5 protein-coding genes are annotated in these 5,866 nt (G+C 70.9%); all 5 read right to left on the reverse strand.

Translation table 11 applies throughout. The features are described from left to right. Positions 1 to 16: 16 nt before the first annotated feature. Positions 17 to 466, reverse strand: coding sequence for an SRPBCC family protein (locus G6017_RS14530; protein WP_095717251.1), 450 nt, complete (start codon positions 464 to 466; stop codon positions 17 to 19). 76 nt (positions 467 to 542) lie between these two features. Continuing rightward, complete coding sequence (locus G6017_RS14535) at positions 543 to 3,311, reverse strand: cation-translocating P-type ATPase (RefSeq protein ID WP_182617993.1); 2,769 nt, start codon at positions 3,309 to 3,311, stop codon at positions 543 to 545. Positions 3,312 to 3,328: 17 nt separating this feature from the next. Continuing rightward, the gene (locus G6017_RS14540; RefSeq protein WP_182610100.1) at positions 3,329 to 3,988 is read right to left on the reverse strand and encodes an MBL fold metallo-hydrolase; all 660 of its coding nucleotides are present in this window, start codon (positions 3,986 to 3,988) and stop codon (positions 3,329 to 3,331) included. Then, on the reverse strand, positions 3,985 to 5,070 hold the full coding sequence (locus G6017_RS14545; protein ID WP_182610101.1) for an S-(hydroxymethyl)mycothiol dehydrogenase: 1,086 nt from the start codon (positions 5,068 to 5,070) through the stop codon (positions 3,985 to 3,987). The genes G6017_RS14540 and G6017_RS14545 overlap by 4 nt, the downstream gene beginning before the upstream one ends. Before the next feature lie 184 nt (positions 5,071 to 5,254). After that, positions 5,255 to 5,866, reverse strand: a 612-nt coding sequence (locus G6017_RS14550; protein WP_182617995.1) for a M23 family metallopeptidase, incomplete at its 5' end; no start/stop codon positions are given.

The raw sequence follows: 5,866 nt of genomic DNA on the forward strand, positions 1-5,866 counted from the left end.
GCGCCTGATTCGGGGCTCACCCCTCGACGTCGGCCTTGAGGTTGGCCAACAACTGGTGCTGGATCCGCTTGAGCCCGGCCGGGGCGAAGGTCCGCTCGAAGAACCCGCCCACTCCCCCGGCCCCGTCCCACGACGTGGTCATCTCCACCAGCGCACCGCCGGTGGCCTCGCGGACCGTGTAGGTGGTGGCCATGGACGAGTTGGCGTCCTTCTCCACCAGCGACCAGTGCGCCGCGGCCTCGTCCACGGTCACCGTGGCCTTGACGTCCCGGCTGCGCTTCTTGGTGGCCTGGAGGTTCCACGCCGCCACGGTGCCGTGCCCCTGGCCGCCCTCGATCAACCTGTACGCGGTGAACTGCTCGGGCTGGATCCGGGGACGGACCTGGGCGTAGTCCGCGATCGCGGCCGTCACGGTCGCGACGGGCGCCTCGATGACGATGGTGTTGCTGGCGGTGACCCTGCCCATGATCGTGACTCCTCCTCTGCCTGACCACGTCGCGCCCGCCGGAATCGCCGGTGGCGGCGCCCTCGACAGGGGCGCGTCAGACCACCACCATCGTGCCCGATCCCTCCTGCCGCCGAGCACGCCACCTCGCCCCGATCTTCCGGAGCTCCTCGAGCCAGAGGATCGACGAGCCCACCGCGACCGCCAACAGCCACTCGTCCGCGTGCAGCGGGGTGGTGTCGAAGATCCCCTGGAGGAAGGGCACCTGGACCACGGCCACCAACAGCAGCGGGACCGCCGCCAGTGCCACCCAGATCGGGGCGTTGTGCGCCATGTCCCGGGAGAACACCGAGCCGTCCGTGGAGCGGACGTTCATCAGGTTGAACACCTGGAAGAACACGAAGGCGGCGTAGGCGAGGGTGGTGGCGAACAACGGCACGCCCGCGCGCTCGGGGAACAGCGTCTCCGCGAACGCGAGGACCAGCAGTGTCCCGGTGGCCATGACCACGCCCAGCCACAGGATCCGCACCAGTCGTGACGGGGTGAGGATCTGCTCGTCCGCGGGTCGGGGCGGCCGCCGCATCGCGTTCTTCTCCACGGGCTCCACACCCAGCGCCATGGCGGGCGGGCCGTCCATGACGATGTTGACCAGCAGGACCTGCAGGGCGGTGAACGGCACGGCCGCCAACCCGAACAGCCCGCTGGCGAGGAACACCAGAACGAACGCCCACGCGGTGGTGAGCTGGAACTTCACGAACTTCACGATGTTGTCGTAGATGCCGCGGCCCTGCTCGACGGCCGAGACGATGGTCGCGAAGTTGTCGTCCGTGAGCACCATGTCGGCCGCACCCTTGGACACGTCGGTGCCGGTGATCCCCATCGCGATCCCGATGTCGGCCTGACTCAGCGCGGGTGCGTCGTTGACGCCGTCCCCGGTCATGGCCACCACGTCCCCGCCGGACTGCAGGGCCCGGACCATCCGGATCTTGTGCTCGGGGGACACCCGGGCCAGGACTCCCAGGCCGGGGGCACGTTCGGTCAGCTCGTCGTCGTCGATCCCGTCGAGATCGACCCCTCGCACCGCCTCCCCCTCGATCCCCAGGTCACGGGCGATCGACGAGGCCGTGACGAGGTGGTCGCCGGTGATCATGTGAACCGAGATGCCCGCCTCGCGTGCCACCCGGATGGCCTCGGCGGCCTCGGACCGGGGCGGGTCGACGATGCCGACCACGGCGAACACGGTCAGGCCGCGCACCTCGTCGAGGAGCACGCTCTCATCTACTCCGGTCTCGCCGGATCCGTCCTCGCCTGGTGCCGACTCGAACGGGCGCCCCGCCACGAGCAGGGTCCGCAGGCCCCGCTCCGCGAGCTCTTCGGTCGCGAGACGGATCGCCTCGTGCAGCTCGTCGGTGAGCTCCACGGCGTCCGTGCCGTTCCACACGTGGGTCGACCGGGGCAGCAGCGCACCGGTCGCGCCCTTGGCGCTGAGCGCGAGCTCCCCGCCCGGTGAGCGGTTGACGGTGGCCATGAACCTGTGGTCGGAGTCGAAGGGCACCTGGGCCACCCGCGGCCGTGCGGCACGCAGTCCCTCCACGTCGAGCCCGCACTTGGTGGCGGCCACGAGGAGAGCGCCCTCGGTGGGGTCGCCGACGAGTTCGCCGTCGGTCACGATCGCGTCGTTGCACAGCGTCATGGCGACCGCCGCCCTCCGGAGGTCCGGAACGGCATCCGGATCGGACGACAGGACCGTGCCGGTCGCCTCGTATCCGGTCCCGGTGACGGTGTAGGCGGAACCGCCCGCGACGATCCGCGTCACGGTCATCTCGTTGAGGGTGAGGGTCCCGGTCTTGTCCGTGGCGATGTGGCTGGTCGACCCGAGGGTCTCCACCGCCGCGAGGTTCTTGATGATCGCCCCCTCACGGGCGAGCCTCGCGGCGCCCATCGCGAGGGTGAACGCCACCACGGCGGTGAGGCCCTCCGGGATGGTGGCCACGGCGAGCGAGACCGCGCTGAGGAGCATGTCCTCCCAGGACTGCCCGCGCACCAGTCCGATCCCCATCACCAGCGTCACCACGACCAGCGCGATCACGGTGAGGACCCGGGCCAGGACCCCGATCCGCCGTTGGAGCGGCGTCTGCTCACCGCCCGCCCCGCCGAGCAGCTCGGCGATCGCCCCCATCTCCGTGCGCTCACCGGTCCCCGTGACCACCACGCGCGCCCGACCGCGGGTGACCTCGGTGTTCATGAACACCATGCCGGTGCGGTCACCGAGCGGCGCGTCCGCGGCGGCCACAGCATCCGCCGCCTTGTCCACGGGGACCGACTCGCCGGTCAGGGCCGACTCCGCCACCTGGAACCGGGAGGCCTCGAGGACCCGACCGTCAGCGGGGACCCGGTCGCCGGATTCCACCACCACGACGTCCCCCGGGACGAGGTCCGCGCTGTCCACCTCCACCTCGGCACCGTCCCGCACCACCCGGCTGTGCGGCACCGCCATGTCGCGCAACGCGGCAAGGCTCTCCTCGGCGCGGGTCTCCTGGACGTAGTTCAGCACGGTGTTGAGCACCACCACCAGGAGGATGACGACCGGGGTCTCCCACTCGCGCGAGATCACGGCGCTCACCACGGCGGCCACCGCGAGAACCATGATCATGGGGTCGCGGAGCAGCCGCAGGACCCGTCTCCAGGCCGGCACCCCGGCCGCCACCGGCAGGGTGTTGGGACCGTGCTCGGCGAGACGACGCGACGCCTCGGCGCGGGTCAGGCCGTTCGACCCCGCGCCGAGGCGGGAGACCACCTCTGCGGTGGACAGTGTGTGCCAGGGGGTGCGCCGGTCCGTCTCCGGGGCGCGGTCCGTCGTCGTCATCCCCCCATCGTGCCCGGTCAGCTGCCCCGGGCGATCCACTCCTCCAGATGTGGGGACTCCTCGCCCACCTTCGTGCCGTCACCGTGGCCGGTGTGGACCAGGGTCTCGGCGGGCAGGGTGAGGATCCGGTCGCGGATCGAGGTGATGATGGTCGGGAAATCGGAGTACGACCGTCCCGTGGCACCGGGCCCTCCGGAGAACAGGGTGTCGCCGGAGAACAGGACGCCCGCCTCGGGGACGTGGAAGACACACGAGCCCGGCGAGTGGCCGGGGGTGTTCATGACCGTGAACCCGGTCCCGGCGATCTGGAAGACCTGCCCGTCCTCGAGGTCCTCGTGGGCGACCGTCGGGTGGGTCTCCTCCCACAGCATCTGGTCGCCGGGGTGGACGAAGACCCGGGTGTCGAGCTCGCGGGCGAGCTCCGGGGCGACGGTGATGTGGTCGTTGTGGGCGTGCGAGCACAGGATGCCCTTGACCGTGCGCCCGGCCACCGCGTCGATGATCGGCTGGGCGGTGTGGGCGGCGTCGATGACGTACACCTCGGAGTCGTCACCGAGGATCCAGATGTTGTTGTCCACCTCCCACTCGCCGCCGTCGAGGGCGAAGACGCCGCTCGTCACGACCTTCTCGATACGCAGGCCACCGGCATTGCCGGCACTCGTGTACGTCTCGCTCACAGGGTCACCACCGATCGGAGGACGGATCCGGACTTCATGGCGCCGAACGCGGCCTCGACCGCGTCCAGACCGATGCGTTCGCTGACGAACTTCTCCAGCGGCAACCGCCCCTGCAGATGCAGGTCGACCAGCATCGGGAAATCGCGCTCGGGGAGGCAGTCGCCGTACCAGGAGGACTTGAGCGAACCCCCGCGGCCGAAGAAGTCGAGAAGCGGCATCTCCAGCCGCATCTCGGGCGTGGGCACGCCCACCAGGACCACCGTGCCCGCGAGGTCACGGGCGTAGAAGGCCTGCTCGTAGGTCTCGGGCCGACCGACCGCGTCGATCACCACGTCGGCGCCGAAGCCGCCCGTGAGTTCCTGGATGGCGGCCACGGGGTCCGTGCCGGAGGAGTTGACCACGTCGGTGGCCCCGAACTCGCGCGCCCACTCGAGCTTGGTGTCGTCGAGGTCCACGGCGACGATGGTCGAGGCCCCCGCCAGGCGGGCACCCACGACCGCGGCGATGCCGACACCGCCGCACCCGATCACGGCGACGGACTGGCCGCGCGTGACGTTGCCCGTGTTGACCGCGGCCCCGAGGCCGGCCATCACGCCGCAGCCCAGCAGTCCCGCGACGGCCGGATCGGCCGCCGGGTCCACCTTGGTGCACTGCCCCTCGTGGACGAGGGTCTTGTCGATGAACGCACCGATACCGAGCGCCGGGCTGAGCTCCGTGCCGTCGGTGAGGGTCATCTTCCTGGACGCGTTGTGCGTGGCGAAGCAGTACTGCTGCTGGCCGCGCTTACAGGCCCGGCACTCGCCGCAGACCGCGCGCCAGTTCAGCACCACGAAGTCGCCCTCGGCCACGTGCGTCACCCGGTCACCGACGGTCTCCACGATCCCCGCGGCCTCGTGACCGAGCAGGAAGGGGTACTCGTCGTTGATGCCGCCGTCGCGGTAGGCCAGATCGGTGTGGCAGACGCCGCACGCCTGCACGCGGACGACGACGTCGTTCGGTCCCGGATCGGGGACGACGACGTCGACGAGCTCGACATCCGCACCCTTGGTACGGGCGATGACGCCCCTGACGGTCTGTGACATACCCAGTTTCTCCTCGAGGTCGGTTCGGCTCGGGGCCGGATCAGGCGGAGCCCCGGCCCGGACCCCTCCCACCCTGCCACATATGCAGGACCGGCCATTCGTCTGCACGCGAAACGACCGGAGCCCCGGACACCTGTGGTGTCCGGGGCTCCGGCGGGTCGAGCGGTCTGCTCGAGGGGTCCGATCAGACGGCGACGCCGTTGGCACGCAGCCACGGCACGGGGTCGATCCACTGGCCGGCGGGGTTGCGCACGCCGAAGTGCAGGTGCGGGCCGGTCGAGTACCCGCGGTTGCCCACGGTGCCGATGACCTGACCGGCGTGGACGCGCTGGCCCACCGAGACGTAGTTCTGGTCGTTGTGGCCGTACTCGAGCAGGTACCCGTCGTCGGTCTGGATGCGGATCCACAGTCCGTAGCCCGAGGCCGGGCCGGCGGCGACGACCGTGCCGGACTTGGCGGCGAACATCGGCGTACCGATCGGGGCACCGAAGTCGGTGCCGTTGTGGAAGGTCCCCCAGCGCGGACCGAAGCCCGAGGTGATGGGGCCGAAGGTCGGGGCGTGGGCACCGCCGACGGCGGCGGACGGCGAACCGAGCGAACCGAACATCGCGGGATCGATGGCGTACTCCCGCAGCTGCGCCTCGTTCAGGCCGATGCCCTGCGCGAACTCCTGGGCCATCTGGCCGAGCTGGTTGACGTCGATGTCGGCGGACTGGGCGGACGCGGCGGGGGCCGCGGCCATCGCGACGCCACCGGTGAGAGCGGCACCGGCCACGGCGCCGGCGACGATGCGGCC

The sequence above is a fragment of the Dietzia sp. B44 genome, assembly GCF_014145245.1.
Taxonomy (GTDB): Bacteria; Actinomycetota; Actinomycetes; order Mycobacteriales; family Mycobacteriaceae; genus Dietzia; species Dietzia natronolimnaea.